At 58.3% G+C, this 15,795-nt stretch carries 15 protein-coding genes; 7 read left to right on the top strand and 8 right to left on the bottom strand.

Features of this window, described 5'->3' with window-relative positions; genetic code table 11:
* Nucleotides 1-16: 16 nt before the first annotated feature.
* The 5 genes from hydA to dpaL all read right to left on the bottom strand — a co-directional run bounded on the left by hydA (nt 17) and on the right by dpaL (nt 6,400).
* Nucleotides 17-1,384 (bottom strand): dihydropyrimidinase, encoded by a 1,368-nt coding sequence (gene hydA, locus CHY22_RS08930; protein WP_089573557.1) that lies wholly within the window; start codon nt 1,382-1,384, stop codon nt 17-19.
* A 9-nt stretch (nt 1,385-1,393) separates the two neighbouring features.
* Complete coding sequence (locus CHY22_RS08925; protein WP_158551151.1) at nt 1,394-2,008, bottom strand: nucleotidyltransferase family protein; 615 nt, start codon at nt 2,006-2,008, stop codon at nt 1,394-1,396.
* A gap of 150 nt (nt 2,009-2,158) precedes the next feature.
* Nucleotides 2,159-3,361: a knotted carbamoyltransferase YgeW gene (gene ygeW, locus CHY22_RS08920; RefSeq protein ID WP_089573555.1), complete on the bottom strand. Its 1,203-nt coding sequence runs from the start codon at nt 3,359-3,361 to the stop codon at nt 2,159-2,161.
* A gap of 201 nt (nt 3,362-3,562) precedes the next feature.
* Entirely contained in the window at nt 3,563-4,948 is a 1,386-nt protein-coding gene (locus tag CHY22_RS08915; protein ID WP_089573554.1) for a YgeY family selenium metabolism-linked hydrolase, read from the bottom strand.
* Nucleotides 4,949-5,185: 237 nt separating this feature from the next.
* Complete coding sequence (gene dpaL / locus CHY22_RS08910) at nt 5,186-6,400, bottom strand: diaminopropionate ammonia-lyase (RefSeq protein WP_089573553.1); 1,215 nt, start codon at nt 6,398-6,400, stop codon at nt 5,186-5,188.
* A gap of 277 nt (nt 6,401-6,677) precedes the next feature.
* Here dpaL and CHY22_RS08905 point away from each other — a divergent pair, with 277 nt between their 5' ends.
* Entirely contained in the window at nt 6,678-7,331 is a 654-nt protein-coding gene (locus CHY22_RS08905) for a helix-turn-helix transcriptional regulator (RefSeq protein ID WP_089573552.1), read from the top strand.
* Between the two features lie 123 nt (nt 7,332-7,454).
* Complete coding sequence (locus CHY22_RS08900; protein WP_089573551.1) at nt 7,455-8,429, top strand: hypothetical protein; 975 nt, start codon at nt 7,455-7,457, stop codon at nt 8,427-8,429.
* A gap of 37 nt (nt 8,430-8,466) precedes the next feature.
* Here the strand turns inward: CHY22_RS08900 and CHY22_RS08895 are convergent, their stop codons facing one another.
* The 3 genes from CHY22_RS08895 to CHY22_RS08885 form a co-directional block, all read right to left on the bottom strand.
* On the bottom strand, nt 8,467-9,789 hold the full coding sequence (locus tag CHY22_RS08895) for an ATP-binding protein (protein ID WP_089573550.1): 1,323 nt from the start codon (nt 9,787-9,789) through the stop codon (nt 8,467-8,469).
* Between the two features lie 307 nt (nt 9,790-10,096).
* Nucleotides 10,097-10,732 (bottom strand): hypothetical protein, encoded by a 636-nt coding sequence (locus tag CHY22_RS08890; protein WP_089573549.1) that lies wholly within the window; start codon nt 10,730-10,732, stop codon nt 10,097-10,099.
* A 14-nt stretch (nt 10,733-10,746) separates the two neighbouring features.
* Nucleotides 10,747-11,742 (bottom strand): restriction endonuclease, encoded by a 996-nt coding sequence (locus CHY22_RS08885; RefSeq protein WP_199408723.1) that lies wholly within the window; start codon nt 11,740-11,742, stop codon nt 10,747-10,749.
* Between the two features lie 327 nt (nt 11,743-12,069).
* On the opposite strand from CHY22_RS08885, the gene CHY22_RS08880 reads away from it, so the two are divergent.
* The 5 genes from CHY22_RS08880 to CHY22_RS08865 all read left to right on the top strand — a co-directional run.
* Nucleotides 12,070-12,282, top strand: coding sequence for a YlcI/YnfO family protein (locus CHY22_RS08880; RefSeq protein ID WP_089573547.1), 213 nt, complete (start codon nt 12,070-12,072; stop codon nt 12,280-12,282).
* Between the two features lie 2 nt (nt 12,283-12,284).
* Nucleotides 12,285-12,434, top strand: a complete 150-nt coding sequence (locus CHY22_RS10225) for a hypothetical protein (protein ID WP_233502806.1) — start codon at nt 12,285-12,287, stop codon at nt 12,432-12,434.
* A gap of 59 nt (nt 12,435-12,493) precedes the next feature.
* A complete protein-coding gene (locus CHY22_RS10220) occupies nt 12,494-12,679 on the top strand; it encodes a DUF4357 domain-containing protein (protein ID WP_233502805.1) in 186 nt (61 codons plus the stop codon).
* Nucleotides 12,680-15,241: a type I restriction-modification system subunit M gene (locus CHY22_RS08870; protein WP_089573546.1), complete on the top strand. Its 2,562-nt coding sequence runs from the start codon at nt 12,680-12,682 to the stop codon at nt 15,239-15,241.
* Between the two features lies 1 nt (nt 15,242).
* A partial coding sequence (locus tag CHY22_RS08865; protein ID WP_210401399.1) for a restriction endonuclease subunit S occupies nt 15,243-15,795 on the top strand: 553 nt, incomplete at its 3' end.

The following is a 15,795-nucleotide window of genomic DNA, read 5'->3' as shown; positions in this document are numbered from 1 at the left end:
TTTGGCGGCCTTCCTGTTAGCGGGGGACGTAGCGGCCGGGTTGGGCTCCGGTGGGCTCGCCGTCGCGCGCAGCCAGTACGCCGTTCACAAACACGGCCTTGGCGCGGCCGTGCGCCTCAAAGCCCTCGAGCGGCGTGTAGTCCACGGCCTGATGCTGCGTCGCGGCGCTAATCGTCCAGCGCGCCTTGGGATCCCACACGCACACGTCGGCATCGGCGCCCTCGGCAAGACAGCCCTTGTGCGGATACATGCCAAAGACGCGCGCCGGGTTCTCGCTCATCAGGCGGCACAGATCCTCGGGACCCAGCTGTCCCTCAAAGCTCGTAGCGATCGCGACGGGGCGATGCTCCACGCCGGGTCCGCCGTTGGGAATCGCGCGGAAGTCGTCGCGCCCGCGGTCCTTTTGCCCGTGCAGGTTAAAGCTACAGTGGTCGGTCGTAATCGTATCGATCTCGCCGGCCACAAGCGCCTCGCACAGCGCCGCACGGTCGCCGGCATGGCGCAGCGGCGGACTCATCACGTACTTGGCGCCCGCAAAGCCGTCCTCGCCCTGCTCCAGATAGCAGGTGTCGTCGAGCATCAGATACTGAGGGCATGTCTCGACATAGATGTTCTTCTGCCCGCGCGCTTTGGCAGCGCGAATGGCCTCGAGCCCCAGCTTGGTCGAAAGGTGCACCACGTTGACCGGAGCGTCCCCGGCCAAGTGCGCCAGATACAGCAGGCGGCTCACGGCCTCGGCCTCACACACGTCCGGACGGCTGAGCGCATGGCCCTCGGGCCCGTGGATACCCTGCTCAAACACGCGCTTCTGCAGCGCGTTGACCAACGTGCCGTTCTCGCAATGCACGCACAGGATACCGCCCACGCGCTTGAGCTCCTCCAGCACCTCGAGCGTCTCGGCATCGTCCAGGCGCAGATGGTCGTAGGCAAAGTAGGTCTTAAACGACGACACGCCCGCCTCGCGCATGGCCGAAAGGTCGGCGCGGTTGCGCTCATTCCACTCGGCAAGCGCCATATGGAAGGCATAGTTGGCGGTGCAGGTGCCGTCGGCGCGATGATGCCACTCGACCAAGGCATCGGGCATGGTCACGCCGCGATCGGCCGTCGCGTAGTCCACAATGGTCGTCGTGCCGCCGCAGGCAGCCGCGCGCGTGCCGGTCTCAAAGCTATCGGCTGTCCAATCCATGCCGGTCCAGCACTGCATGTGCGTGTGCCCATCGATAAAGCCCGGGAACACCCAGCAGCCCGCAGCATCCTCGACGGTATCGCCCTCGGCCGGCTCAATCGCCGCGGCAATCCGCACGATCTTATCGCCATCCATGGCAAGATCGGCGCGGCGAAGCCCCTGGGGCGTCACGAGTGCGCCGTTTTTGATGATGATCATAATTGCTCCTTATTGATTGATGCAGTTGGCCACGCGATCAAAATACGAGCAGGCGGCGATATGCTCCGTTATGCGTCGCTGTCCCTTGACGGTATCGACGTCCCACAGCTCGTAGGCACGCGCCTCGACCAGCACCACGTCGGTACGGTCCTTGAGGATCGAACCGCCGCCGTCCTTACCCTCAAGACACATAAGTGCATCGAACAGTTCCGCCGGAAAGAGCACCGGGCTCGAAGGCTCACCGTTGCACGCAAGACGCACCGGATGCTTGCGGCCACGCTCGTCAAATGCACGAACCATAGCCTCAAAAGAATCCGAACTCACGAGCGGCTGGTCGCCCGGCAAAAAGAGGCAACCTTTCCAGTTGCGTTCGACTCCCCACGAAAGGCCCGCACGGACGCTTTCGCTGCGCAGCTCGCCATCGTGCAGCACGCACGGGCAATGCTTGTCATCACAAATCTGAGCGACCTCGGGCCAACGCGTCGAAACCACAACGTCAAAGCCCCGGGGAACCGAATCAATGGTCCGGGCAATCAGCGGCTCGCCATAGATATCAGCGAGCATCTTGTTAGAGCCAAATCGCTTGCCCTCGCCCGAAGCCATAATGACGCAACCAAGTTTCATGGCGATACCTCCCCTGAAACCATCGTACCCATAACTCGCGTCGCGGGGCATCTACATCGAAAGCGCTTATCCCGCACGCCCACGATGCAAAAAGGGGCACCCCGCCGGTTGGCAGAGCGCCCCCTTTACATGGCTTACCTCAACCCAGCTTTAGGCCTGGAACCAACGGGCGGTGTTGCGCTCGTCGAGGGCCTTGAGGGTAGCGGCGGGATCGGCAACCTTCTGCAGGAACATCATGGCTGCGATGGCGTACGGCTTGTAGCTGGCCTCCTTGTACATGCCCACGCGGTGCATGTCGAAGACGTCGGCGTTGACCTCGCCGTGCTCGCAGGAGACACCGGAGATGTCGGCGGGCAGCGGATGCATAAAGATGGTGTCCTGGCCGTTGGCGGTCTTCTCCATGAGCTCGGTCGTGGAGCACCAGTCCTGATGGGTGGCGTTCTGGGCGAGCAGCTCCTTCTCGAGCGCAGCGATGCCGACGTCGTCGCCCTCGGCGTACAGGTTGGTGCGCTTCTCCATGGCGGCAAACGGAGCCCAGCTCTTGGGGATCACGATGTCGGCGCCCTCGAAGGCCTCGGCCATGGTGTTGACCTGCTTAAAGGTGGTGCCGGACTCGGCGGCATAGCCCTTGGCGCGCTCGACGACCTCGGGCATGAGGTCGTAGCCCTCGGGGTGGGCCAGGGTGACGTCCATGCCAAAACGGGGCAGCAGGCTGATCAGCGACTGCGGGCAGGACAGCGGCTTGCCGTAAGAAGGCGAATAGGCCCAGGTGACGGCAACCTTCTTGCCCTTGAGGTTCTCAAGACCGCCAAACTCGTTGATGAGGTAGAGCATGTCGGCAGAGGACTGCGTGGGGTGATCGGAGTCGGACTGCAGGGAGATGAGCGTGGGACGGTGATCCAGAACGCCGTCCTCGTAGGCCTGCTGGACAGACTCGGAGACCTCGGCCATGTAGGCGTCGCCCTTGCCGATGTACATGTCGTCGCGGATGCCGATGACGTCGGCCATGAAGGAGATCATGGTAGCGGTCTCGCGGACGGTCTCGCCGTGAGCGATCTGGGACTTCTTCTCGTCCAGGTCCTGCAGCTCGAGGCCGAGCAGGTTGGCGGCCTTAGAGAAGGAGAAGCGCGTACGGGTGGAGTTGTCGCGGAACAGGGAGACGGCCAGGCCCGAGTCGAAGATCTTGGACGAAACGTTGTTCTCACGCAGCTCGCGCAGGGCGTCGGCAACGATGTAGAGAGCCTTGAGCTCATCGGTGGTCTTATCCCAGGTGTGCAGGAAGTCGCTGCCGTACATGCCCTTAAAATCGAGGCCGTTCAGCTGCTCGACGAGCTCGGTAAACTTGGCGTCCATGTAAATATCCTTTCCATAGATGAAACGATCGCAATGAGTAGATGTGCTCCGGCATGCGCGTGTGGCTAGAACATGCAGAGCGCTATGACGAGGACCCGCTACCGTTGAGGAAGCATGGGAGATAACGACCGCGGGCCCCAAGTCAACAGGGGGTGCCGGGGACACGAGCGGCCCCCGGCTCAACAAGATCGTGGAATGGGACTAATCGATCTTGTTGTTGGTCAGACCGGCGCGGAACACGGTAGCGTCGCCATCGGCCTGGCTCGGATCGTAGAGGTTCAAAGCAGCAACATACATGGCGGCAGCGGTGACCAGGTCGTCCTTGTAGGTGACCTCGTTGGGAGCGTGAGCCTGAGACTCGGCACCCGGGCCAAAGCCGACGCAGGGGATGCCATAGCGGCCCTGGATGGAAACGCAGTTCGTGGAGAAGGTCCACTTGTCGCACAGCGGACGACCGGTGCGCTTGTCCATGCTGGGCTCGCAGCCGATGCGCTCGTCACCGAACATGGCCTTGTGGGCGTCGACGAGGGCCTTGACGTGCGGAGCGGTCTCCTTGTTGATCCACGTGGGGAAGTAAGCCTCGGTCTCGTAGACCTCGCCGGTCCAGGACGGACGGTCGTACATGTACATGGAGACCTTCACGTCGTCGCCGTACTTCTTGGCGGCCGGCAGGTTGCGGATCTCGTCCAGGCAGGACTCCCAGGTCTCGCCGGCGGTCATGCGACGGTCGATGGAGATGGCGCAAGAGTCAGCGACAGCGCAGCGGCTGGGGCTGGTGTAGAAGATCTGGCTGACGGTGCAGGTGCCGCGGCCCAGGAAGCGGGCGTCCTCAAAGTGCTCGGGGTTGTACTTGGGGTCGAGCATCTTGACGAGGCCCTTGATGTCGGTCGACTCGTCGCAGCCGTTGTTGTTGAGGGCGCGGACGTCGGCGATGATGTCGGCCATCTTGTAGATGGCGTTGTCGCCGCGGTCGGGAGCGGAACCGTGGCAGGAGGTGCCGTGAACGTCGACGCGGATCTCCATGCGGCCGCGGTGACCGCGATAGATGCCGCCGTCGGTGGGCTCAGTGGAAATGACGAACTCGGGCTTAATGCCGTCCTTGTTGTAGATGTACTGCCAGCACATGCCGTCGCAGTCCTCTTCCTGGACGGTGCCGACGACCATGATCTTGTAGCCCTCGGGGATGAGGCCCATGTCCTTCATCATCTTGGCAGCGTAGGTAGCAGAAGCCATGCCGCCCTCCTGGTCGGAGCCGCCGCGGCCGTAGATGATCTCGTCGGTCTCGTAGCCCTCATAGGGATCGGCATCCCAGTTCTCGATGTTGCCGATGCCGACGGTGTCGATGTGAGAGTCGATGGCGATGATCTTGTCGCCCTCGCCCATAAAGCCCATGACGTTGCCCAGGCCGTCGACCCTGACCTCGTCATAGCCAAGGCTCTCCATCTCGGCCTTGATGCAAGCGACAACCTCGCCCTCCTCGCAGGACTCAGAGGGATGGGAGATCATAGCGCGCAGGAAGCGAGTCATATCAGCACGATGAGACTCAGCCGCAGCCTTAATGGCATCAAAATCGAGTTCTTTAGTCATAACAGTCAACCTTTCTACAAGGGTTTACCTACAGGTAGATATTTCAGATAGATCACTTGTGCCAAGCAGCGTGAGGTCGAGCACCCCACAAGCAAGTAACCATAGGAGGCGGACGGAGGACTTTGCTCCGTCGCGAGTTCCGCACGAGCCGGAGAGCACTTAATGTGCTCTCCGTGCGAGCAGGACTGTCCGAGCAGGGAGTAAAGTCCTCCGGCTGCCTCCGGACAGGTCAGTCTGCTAGCAGGTCGGATACTCGCCCTCCCAGACGATGCGACGGTACTGATCCGGATCGGTGTCGCCCTCGGTGGAGAAGCAAAGCACGGAGCTCGTCTTGTCCAGGCCGATGAGCTCCTTGAGCTCGGCGTACTCGGGATCGAGCATGAGAGTCTCGACCAGGCCGGTGGTCACAGCGCCGGACTCGCCGGAGATGACGCGCGGGTCGCCCTTCTCGGGAGCGCCCAGGGTGCGCATGCCGCGAGCGGTAACCCAGTCGGGGCAGGACACGAAGGCGGTGGTGTGGTTGCGCAGGATATCCCAGCCAAGGATGTTGGGCTCGCCGCAGCACAGGCCGGCCATGATGGAGGGCATGTCGCCGTCCACGATGCGCGGGTCGCCGTCGCCGGCGGCAGCGCCCTTGTACAGGCAGGCGGCAGGCGCGCACTCGACCACGACGAAGGTGGGCGGGTTATCGGGATACAGGTTGGTGAAGTAGCCCACCACAGCGCCAGCCAGCGAGCCCACGCCAGCCTGGACAAAGACGTGCGTCGGGCGGTTGATGGCCATCTCGCGCAGCTGCTCGGCAGCCTCGGAAGCCATGGTGCCGTAGCCCTCCATGATCCAAGACGGGATTTTCTCGTAGCCCTCCCAGGCGGTGTCCTGAACGATAACGCCGCGCTCGCAAGCATCGGCCTCGGCGGCGGCCATGCGCACGCACTCGTCGTAGTTGACCTCTTCGATGGTCACCGTGGCGCCCTCGGCGGCGATGTTATCGAAGCGGGGCTTGGTGGAACCCTTAGGCATGTGCACGACGGCTTTCTGGCCCAGCTTGTTGGCAGCCCATGCCACACCGCGGCCATGGTTGCCGTCGGTGGCGGTAAAGAAGGTGGCCTGGCCAAAGTCCTTGGCAAGCTGATCGGAGGTCAGGTAGTCGAAGGTGCAGTCGGCAACGTCCTTGCCGGTCTCGTCGGCAATGTAGTTGGCCATGGCAAACGAACCGCCCAGGACCTTAAAGGCGTTGAGGCCAAAGCGATAGCTCTCGTCCTTAACGCACAGGTTGGACAGGCCCAGGCGCGCAGCCTGACCGTCCAGGCGGGCAAGCGGAGTGACGGTATATTGAGGGAACGACTGGTGGAAGGCGCGGGCCTTCTTCACGTGGTCGAGGCTCATGATTCCCAAGTGCTTGTCATCGCTCTTGGGCATCGTGTTGCCCGCCCACTGGATCTTATCGGCCATACGGTGAACTCCTTAAGTCCTCTCTTGCCGGCCCCCGCATACGCGTTTCAGCCCGATCCCATTCACACGGCTGAACTTTTATGTGGATGCCAAACAAAAAGTTTGTTAGTACTGTTCTATCACACTTTTTGATTGGTAAACCTAACAAATTGTTTGTTGTCGTAATCGGTACCTTTTCGCCGCTGAACGGTCACATAACGCAGCGACGCTATCGTTATTTGCGAACAAGTGTGGTTTATGGCAAAGTGTGCCCAAACTAATTTTTAGGAAGGCACCCATGACCCCCGCACAGATTGAGTTTTACAAGCGCCTCGCACACGGTCTGGCGCTCCAATTTGGCCCCAACTGCGAAGTCGTCGTCCACGATCTGGAGACCGAGGACGTAGACCACTCCATCGTAGTGATCGAAAACGGCCACGTCAGCGGGCGCAAACTGGGTGACGGCCCCAGCCATATTGTGTTTGAGTCCATGCACGAGGGCGCCACCGATGTACACGACCGCGAGCCGTACCTCACCAAAACCACCGATGGCAAGCTGCTCAAGTCCTCGACGATCTTTATCCGCAACGACGAGGGCAAGCCCGTCGGCATTTTGGGCATCAACTTTGACATTACGCTTATGAAGGCTTTTGAGCGTTCGCTCGACGCCTTTACCGGCACCGGCGGCACGGGCTATACCGAGCCCGAGCCCATTACCAAGAACATCGGCGACCTGCTCGAGGACCTGCTGCACGAGTGCGAGCAGTTTGTGGGCAAGCCCGCGGCACTCATGACCAAAGACGAGCGCATTCGTGCCATTGGCTACCTCGACCGTCGCGGCGCCTTTCTCATTTCCAAATCGAGCGAGCGCGCCTGCGAGTTCTTTGGCATCTCCAAATACAGCTTCTATAGCTACCTCAATGAGGCCAAGGCGGCGGCCGGCGACAAGTAGGCACTCGCCTGGATTGCCCCTCCCCTTTTGGGCGCGAGTTCTGGAAAGCACGAATCCAAGACCGAGCCGCTTGGGAAGTTCCATATAATCGATGTCATTAGTATTTCGAAAGGATGAAACAGAATGGCGTTGAGCAAGGCATCATGCACCGGTCGCGGATTGATTCCGGCAATTGGTGGACATGTGCACCGCATGTTCGATGAGGGTGAAGACGACCTGTTTTCGCTGAGCCTTGACGACGTGATGAATGATCGCCCGTGGACCGCCGACGAACTCATGGGCGGCGGGGCTCGTCCGTCAAGCCTCAATCCCGCACTTGCGCCTAAGCCCGCATCTGCGCCGACTCCTGCGCAGTCGCCTGTTTCGACGCCCGCACTCACTTCGGCGACCACGCCCGCTCCCCGCCCCGCAAGCGACCCGTCCGAAACGGCGGCATTTCTCGCTGCAGCGACGCAGGGCAAATCGGCCGACAGCACCGTTATGTACAGCGCCCAGCAGTTGCCTGTTCCTGCGGCACGCAAGCCTCCGGTCACAAGGCTCGATGAGCCCGTTGCCCATCAGGTTGCCTACGATTCCTGGGCTGCAACCGATCTGGATGAGACCTCTACCGGCATGCCGGCGCTCGACGTTCCAGTTAACCCGCTTTTTGCCGCCAACACGAGTGCCGCGGACTATGAGAGCGGTACGGCATTTTCCGATTATTCCGATGGCTATGCTGGCAACGGTCGCATCGAGACCGAGGATTATGGCACCGCATCGAGCGATTATCTCAACGATCCGTACGCTGCCACGCCTGCACCGGAATATGACCCGGAGGCCGCGTCCGCGCCGGTGTATACCAAAAGCACAGGCGAAGAACGCTTCGCCGATTATTACGCCGAGGAAAAGGCGCTGCGTTTCTCGGAATTTCCGCAGGCAGTCAAGGTTGCCTTTATCGCCATTGTCATTGCCCTGCTCGGTGTCATTGCGTTTGAGGGATTCCGGCTGTTCTCCGGCCCCACCCAAGCGGAGTCGGAGACCCAGCAAAAAGAGGACGATAACGAGTATCTGGACATCAACACCCTCAAGGGCGACCCCAACGACGGGGACGACGAGTAGCGAGGGCTAAGGGAGGGTCGGAAGAGTCGGCGGCACGTTACGGCTCCAAAAGCCCTGCCATAAAGATGGGCAGATACAGCACGTCACCATCGCGGTGAAGATTACATTCCGCAAGTACCAGGGCGCGATCGATTCCGTAGCCCTTCGTTGCCAGTGCGTTATCGAGCGCCGCGTGGGACTTAAAGCTCTTGCCCGATTTGACCTCGATGGCGAGCACTTCCCCATCGAACGTCTCTTCCACAAAATCGAGCTCACCGACCTTTTTGGACGTAAAGTAGCGCAATCTAAATCCGTGGGCTTTGAGCTCTTGGGCAACGAAGCCCTCGAATGCCGCCCCCATATTCATGCCAAAGGGGCCTTCTGCCTCCCCATCAAAAACGCCTTGGGCGACCCTTTTGGAATACGACGACATAAGCATTCCGGTGTCCAAGTAAAACAGCTTAAACAGATTTCGTTGCTCCCCCAATAAAAGGGGTGCCACGGGCGCCGTTACGTTATACACAGGAAGCGCGACACCCGCCTCCGATAGCCAGAGGAAATGATCTGTCACCTGCGAAAAACGTTTGACACCGTTAATCGATGACAGTTTGAATCGCTTGTTTTTGGAACCGGCCTCGCTGGGAATCAGATCATAGATATCGCGAATAACCAAGCGTAGCTCAGGCGGAGCGTACTTTGCGATGTCATCGCGATACAGGGCGTGAAGATCGCGATGGATGTTTCGAACCTCGTCGACATTGCGCGTCGCCAAGAAGGAATTGACCGCGTCGGGCATGCCCCCCACCACCACATACTGATGGAACAGATTGAGCAAGCGGTCATACAGATAGCCGGGGAGCTCCTTTTCGTCCTTTAGACAACCCCTGAGCATGTCAAACGCTCCGGCAGCAACGCCGCTTGCCCAGCAGAACTCCTCAAAGTCGAGCGGGTACATCTGGACCTGCTCGACATACCCCACCGGCAGGGAATCGATGCCCTCGAGCTCAACGCCAAGGAGCGATCCGGTAAGGATGTATCGAAAGTCGCCGCGCTGGACCAGGTATTTGATAAACGTCACTACGTTGGGGCATCGCTGCACCTCGTCGATAACCACAACGGTCTTGTTCGCAACCATCGGCTGCGTCGCAGCGATAGACATGCGCATAAGCAGGTCGTCCGCACTTTTCGCCGCCAAAAACGAATCGCGCACGGACGCGTCGGCGATAAGGTCGAACGTTACGACGTTTTCGAACGATTCGTTTGCAAAGACGTTGACCAAATATGACTTTCCTACCTGTCGGGCACCCTTGACCAAAAGAGCCTTGTTAGGCGACGAGGCAAGCCAAGATTCAAACCGTGCTTTCGCTTTTCTCTGCAGCATAAGCGCACCCCTTATTACGTGCTGTTTTAGCACTAGGATACACTTTTCCGTGGTTATTAGGTGCTCATTTCGACATTTTTTCGGGATTTTGAAGTGTGTATTACGACACTTTTCCGTACTTTTACACGGGATATTTCGACACTTTTTCGGATTTAAGCCTAACAGCAGCCGGCGAAATCAAGCGCCGCCCGCGCGTCATTTCGCAGGCGGCGTGCAGCCGTTGCACGCCGCCGCTCAAGCCGCACGATGTCAAAAGGCCGGCACTTGTGTATGCCTTTCGACATGCACAAGTGCCGGCTGGGTTTATCTATGCCACTCGCAAGAGTATTTCACGCTGAGTATTAAGGCATTCCCTAAGGCCTTCAACGTCATTCGGTTTCCTTTCGAACAGCTTAGGAATGACATTAGGGGTCTTCTCGCCATTTGCCTTGGACAAACGATCGGTGTAGTCGCGCACAGACTTAACAATGTCCTCAAACTGCTCGCCCTTAATTTCGACCGTGAAGCCTTCCTTACCGCCATTAAGGGCAGTTATGGCGTCTTCCAACCTGTCAATCATCTCGATCGTAAGTTCGCCATCCCCCAAAGCCTTAAGGTATTCCGAGAATGCAGAGTTAAAGTCTGCCATCCGCTTCTTTCGCAACGTGTCTTCTTTGCTGTGGCGCACGCAAGTCACCCCCGCATAGACGCCCCCGCCGACCGCAGCGACGCCCGCAACCGCAAGCGCAGCTATAGCAACTTTCTTGTTCTGCTTCGCAAGCTGAACTGCCTGGTCAGCTATACGCAGCGCTTTGTTGGCCCCATTTTGAACATCTGCAGGCTTAAGATGCCGAACAATATGACCAGCGCCGTCGCGCACAACACCGCCCCATTGGACATACTTACCAGTAGCTAGGCCCACCGCTATTTCTGCGGGAACTTCGAAAGCAACCTGTTGAATCATGGCAATGTCTCCTTTTATGCTGGCCACCAGATACGGGTGAGCGGAAGAATGGAACGGGTGTCGTCATCGGTCTTGTCATAGATTTCGACATAGTGCCGCACGAAGGCATCCAGATCGAGTAGGCGCACGGGAATGTTCGCGCGATCGGCCTCGTAGCGTGCCTCTTTCGTAAAGCCGCCCGTAGACACGTACAGACCGCGATCGCCTGCGCGAAGGCCACCGATAAATGCGCGAACCGCTGGGGCGCCCATAGCACCCTTGCGATGCTTGACCTCAGCGACAATGCGAGGCGACTCCAGCCCGAGAGCATCCGGAGACGCCACCACATCGCGACCGCCATCAGGACCCTTGGGCATAACGCGAGCGCAGTAGCCCATAGCCTTGAGCAGGCCCGCTACCAAGCGCTCCATATCCTCCCAATCGAGCTGGTTAACGCGATCCTTAATGAGCTCAATGCCATTGTCATAGGTCGCTGCGAGGGTTTCTTCGTCATTTGTCGCATCGTTATCATCGATGGCGGGATCATTTGAAGCCACCACCGACTTGTCCCTTGCAGCATTCGTGAGATCGGCCATGACCTCATCGGAGACAGCGAAGATGGTCTGGATGCCGCCGAGCGAATTCTTAGAGGACGGCGAAAGCACATCACGTGGAGCGGTTTCACCCCACTTGACGTCTCGCGTGTAGGTCACTCCGTCCATATCGCAGACGGCAACGCAGGGGCCAGTGATAACGCCAAGATGATAAAGGCGGCTCTCCGGGTCGTACATGACAACGGTCGAGTCCGTCGTCATATCGTGCGCAAAACGGTAAACCTGGCCAACACCCGCCGCGACCCTGCCCTTGCTGTCGCCGGGATGTGACAGGCCGTATGCTGCCCTAATCTGCTCGCGATTCATAGCGGCAATATCGGCACCATCGAAATCCCAGCCAATACCTATGACGCCATGCTCGAGCCAGTCGGACGCATATACGCCGCCACGACCGGCACGAATCATCCAAGCACCCACGCGAAACCTGCCTTTCTGCCATAGCACGACCGTGTTGTAGCACTATGACTTATCTCAAATGCCCCAGGCATTGCACCGACAACTTGCCACAGCGCTGGCAAACGGCCAACGATAGCCCCACTTTTACCCGCTTTCATGTAGGTAAGTCTTCGCCACACTCATAAGGTGGGGCAGATTCGCCTCGGTTGCCTTCATTTTGTATTTGCCCCCCATTTGTTCTTGTCGCCTGGAATTAAATGTTCACCAATCAACGAATTTTACATAGAGGACGCAACGCTATAATGCTGTAAACGCATTTGTATTGCATTTCGAGTGACGGGAGCACAGATGCCTGATAACTACAAGGAACTCATTAAGAGCAACCCTGACGAAACCGAAATCAGGAGCTTCCTGGTGAACGGTAATCAAGTCTCCGTGACTCTACGCATCCCCGACACCTTGCGCGACGCAGCGAAGGAGGAGGCGGCGCTGCGAGGAATGAGTTTCTCCGCCTTCGTGCGCACCTGCATGATCGAAGAGCTCGCGAAGAAAGGGGCATGAGCATGATCCGGGTCAAGACTCTCACCGTCCAGCTCATAGACGCGCAGCCGGACCGTATCCGCATCTGTCACATCGACGGCGAGTCGCTCGTGACCGTCGTCATTCCGAGCGAGGACCTCGCCGAGGCGAAGTCGCTACCGAACATCCCGTAGCGCGGCGTCTACTACCTGCTCGACGAGGACCACGGCAACTGCTGAAAAACGCGGGCGTCGTGGCCGCGCGCAGGGAGATTTTCGGCGATTCGGGCGGTATCGCAGAGCTCGCCGACGATCTCGAGTTCCCGACGCCCAGCGCCGCGGCGGTGTTCGTGCTCGGCGGCAGCCAGAACGGCTGGACCGAATGGGTAAGCGACGACGGAAAAACGCTCGACCAAGTCTATAGAAGCGAGGAAAACTAGATGAACAAGCAGCAACTGGCATCAAAGATATGGGAATCCGCCAACAAGATGCGCTCGAAAATCGAGGCAAATGAATACAAGGATTACATCCTGGGCTTTATCTTCTACAAGTTCCTCTCCGAGACCGAAATCACCCGCCTGAAGGCACGTGATTTCGCCGAGGAGGATTTGCCGAGCCTCGTGGAAAACGACAAAGAAACGGTCGAGTTCGTCAAGGGCGAGTGCGGCTACTTCATCGCCTACGAGAACCTCTTCTCCACCTGGGTCGCCAAAGGCGGCGACTTCGAGATTTCGAACGTTCGCGACGCCCTCTCTGCCTTTAGCCGCAACATCGATCCCGCCCGCAAGCGTGTCTTCGACGGCATCTTCGACACGTTGCAGACCGGTCTCTCCAAACTCGGCACCGACGCGCGGAGCCAGTCCAAGGCCGCTCGCGATCTCATCTACCTCATCAAGGACATCCCGATGGACGGTCGCCAGGACTACGACGTGCTCGGCTTCATCTACGAGTACCTCATCAGCAACTTCGCCGCCAACGCCGGTAAGAAAGCCGGCGAGTTCTACACGCCGCACGAGGTGTCCATGCTCATGAGCGAGATTGTCTCGTGGCACCTGGCCGGACGCGAGAACATCACCATCTACGATCCCACGAGCGGATCGGGCTCGCTGCTTATCAATATCGGCAAGGCAGTGGCGCGACGCAACGGCGACCCGAACTCCATCAAGTATTATGCGCAGGAGCTTAAGGAGAACACGTACAACCTCACGCGCATGAATCTGGTCATGCGCGGAATACTCCCCGACAACATCGTGGCGCGCAATGGCGATACGCTCGAAGACGATTGGCCCTGGTTCGATACGGTCGAGAACAAAGATGAGACCTACAATCCACTGTTCGTCGATGCCGTGGTGTCGAATCCGCCCTACTCCCAAAACTGGGATCCGGAAGACAAAGAACTCGATCCGCGCTTCAAGTTCGGCGTTGCCCCCAAATCCAAAGCAGACTATGCCTTCCTCTTGCATGATTTGTACCACTTGCGCCCCGACGGCATCATGTGCATCGTTCTGCCCCATGGCGTGCTGTTCCGCGGCGGCGAGGAGGGCACCATCCGCAAGAACCTGGTGGAGAACCGCCATATTCAGGCAATTATCGGGCTTCCCGCCAACATTTTCTTCGGCACCGGCATCCCGACAATCGTCATGGTACTCCGCAAGCAGCGCGAGAGCAGCGACGTGCTGGTCGTGGATGCGTCGAAGCACTTTGTGAAGGAAGGCAAAAACAACAAACTGCGCGCAAGCGATATACGCCGCATCGTGGACGCAGTCACGACTGGAGCGACCATCGACAAGTTCAGTCGCCTGGTGACCATCGACGAGATACGCGCCAACGATTACAACCTCAACATTCCGCGCTATGTTGATTCGTCCGAAGCTGCTGAAAGCTGGGACGTGTACGCCACTATGTTCGGCGGAGTTCCGAAGGCCGAGATCGACGCTCTCGACCGCTACTGGAAGGTGTGGCCGAGCCTGAAGGGCCAGCTTTACGGCGATGGCGGCGGGTCGTGCTTTGCGGTCGTGGCAGACGACGTGGCGGCAACGGTAAAGACCAACGCCAACGTCGTCTCATTTCTGGGCGGCTATCGGGATGCACTGTCGCATCTGCCTGCTGAGCTGCAGAAAAGGTTGGTGGACGGTGCGTCGCAGATCGACGCCGTGGCCGAAGAAGAGCATATTGCGGCGCAACTTCACGATGCCCTTTCCGGTATCGCGCTTGTTGACGAATACGATGCCTATCAGGCTCTTGATGATGCATGGGCGGGCATTTCCGGTGACCTCGAGGTTATTCAAGTCGAAGGCAGGGAAGCCGTGCGTAAAGTCGATCCAAATATGGTGATTAAGAAGAAGAGTGGCAAAGACGTTGAGGTGCAGGATGGCTGGACAGGCCGCATTTTGCCGTTTGCGCTTGTCCAAGAGCAGCTGCTCGCTGATGATGTCAAAGAAATTACCGCGCGCGAATCCCGTTTGAATGAAATATCTCAAGAGCTTGACGAGATTCTTGAGAATCTTGATGAGGAGGAGAAAGGCTCGAGCGATGTTTTTGACGATGACGGCATGCTTGTGGCGGCATCCCTCAAGAAAGCCGTGAAGAGCATCGGCAAGCATCCGAATGGCGACTTTGAGATGGCGCTTGTTCGTGCTCAGACTCTGCTCGATGAGGAGAAGGACCTCAAAAAGGCAAGCAAAAAGGCGCTTGTCGCGCTCGAAGAGACGACAAAAAAGGTTATTGAGGGCTTGACTGATGTCCAGTGTGACGAATTGCTGGCTGCGAAATGGATTGAGCCGCTGCAGTCTGATTTGCTCGAACTGCCCAATGCCGTTATAGGCGACTTCATTGCGAAGATTGTGGCGTTGAACGCAAAGTACGCGACAACCTATTCGGACGTGTGCAATCAGATTAATGAGGCGGAAAACGAGTTGGCAGCGATGTTGGGCCAGCTCACGGGCAATGAATTCGATATGGCGGGCATTGCTGAACTGCGGAAACTGTTGGGAGGTGAATAGCGTGACGGAAAAGACTAATGTACCCGAAATTCGTTTTGCCGGTTTTACGGACCCTTGGGAACAGCGTAAGCTTGGCGACGTGGCCGCAGTCTATGATGGAGTCCATCAAACTCCTGACTATCAGGACGAAGGTGTTATGTTCTTATCAGTCGAGAATATAGCGACACTTACATCGCAGAAATTCATCTCACGGGAAGCTTTTGCCAGAGATTATCCAGTGTATCCAAAGCGCGGCGATGTCCTGATGACTCGCATTGGCGATATCGGTACATCCAACGTTGTGGAAACCGATGACAAGCTGGCGTTTTACGTTAGCCTCGCATTGCTCAAGCCGTTTAACGTTGATTCCTACTACCTCGACAAAAGCCTACAGTCTCCAAGCGCCAAAATGGAGCTGTATAGAAGAACGCTTCACATCGCATTTCCTAAGAAGATCAACAAGAACCAAATTGCCGAAGTGATGTTGCCGATACCGAGGAGCCGTCAGGAACAGGAGCAAATCGGTGCTCTTTTCCGCAACCTCGACACCCTCATCACCCTTCATCAGCGTAAGC

The sequence above is a fragment of the Collinsella sp. TF06-26 genome, from assembly GCF_002232035.1.
Classification (GTDB): Bacteria; Actinomycetota; Coriobacteriia; order Coriobacteriales; family Coriobacteriaceae; genus Collinsella.
This window is presented reverse-complemented; position numbering and strand designations above follow the sequence as displayed.